Annotated in this window: 1 protein-coding gene; it reads right to left on the bottom strand. The window is 63.5% G+C overall.

Annotation, left to right across the window (positions count from 1 at the left end; translation table 11 throughout):
• Positions 1 to 1,002, bottom strand: a 1,002-nt coding sequence (locus EFD56_RS32510) for a calcium-binding protein (protein ID WP_164736893.1), incomplete at both ends; no start/stop codon positions are given.

Below are 1,002 nucleotides of genomic sequence, written 5' to 3'. Positions count from 1 at the left end.
CTGATATGACGTTCGCCAATGTATTGCCGGTGCCGGTGAAGGCGGCCGTGCCGGTATAGGTCAGGTTCTCGACATTGGCGAGTGCTGCCAGCGAGTAGCTGGCAAGTGCCGTCTCGATCGTGTCGGTGCCGGCACTTGCGGCTTCCGTCACCACGTCGCCTGTATTGTCGACGATATAGATGTCATTGCCCGCACCGCCGACCAGCGTGTCGGCGCCTGCGCCGCCGTCGAGGATGTCGTTGCCGGCGCCGCCGGTGATGACGTTGACCGCAGCATTGCCCGACCCGCTGAAGTCGCCCGTGCCGGTGAACGTCAGGTTCTCGACATTCGCCAAGGACGCCAGAGAATAGCTGTTCAGTACCGTCTTGATCGTGTCGGTGCCGCCCCCGGCTGCTTCCACGACCACGTCGCCGATATTGTCGACCACATAGATGTCGTTGCCAGCCCCGCCCGTCAGCGTGTCCGCACCCGCTCCGCCGTCGAGCGTATCGGCGCCCACTCCACCCGTGATCGCATTGGCGAGTTCGTTGCCGGTGCCGGCAAAGGCCGCCGTCCCGGTAGAGACGAGGTTCTCGACATTGGCGCCAAGCGTGTACGACGCCAGCGCCGTCTTCACCGTGTCGGTGCCCTCGCCGGCATTCTCCGTCACCACATCACCGGCATTGTCGACGACATAGGTGTCGTCCCCCAGCCCACCGATAAGATGGTCGGCGCCGGTGCCGCCTGTGATGACGTTGTCGAGCTCGTTCCCTGTACCTGTAAAGGAAACCGTGCCTGTGAATGTCAGGTTTTCGACATTGGCCCCCAGCGTATAGCTTGCGAGTGCCGTCTTGACGGCGTCGGTGCCCTCGCCGGCATTCTCGGTAATCACGTCCCCGGCATTGTCGACGATATAGGTGTCGTCGCCAGTGCCGCCGATCAGCGTGTCGGCGCCAGCGCCGCCATCGAGCGTGTCGTTGCCGGACCCGCCTGATATGACGTTCGCCAATGTATTGCCGGTGC

It is taken from the genome of Rhizobium phaseoli, from assembly GCF_003985125.1.
Classification (GTDB): Bacteria; Pseudomonadota; Alphaproteobacteria; order Rhizobiales; family Rhizobiaceae; genus Rhizobium; species Rhizobium phaseoli.
Note: the sequence above shows the minus strand (reverse complement) of the source record. Positions and strands in the feature narration are given on the sequence as shown.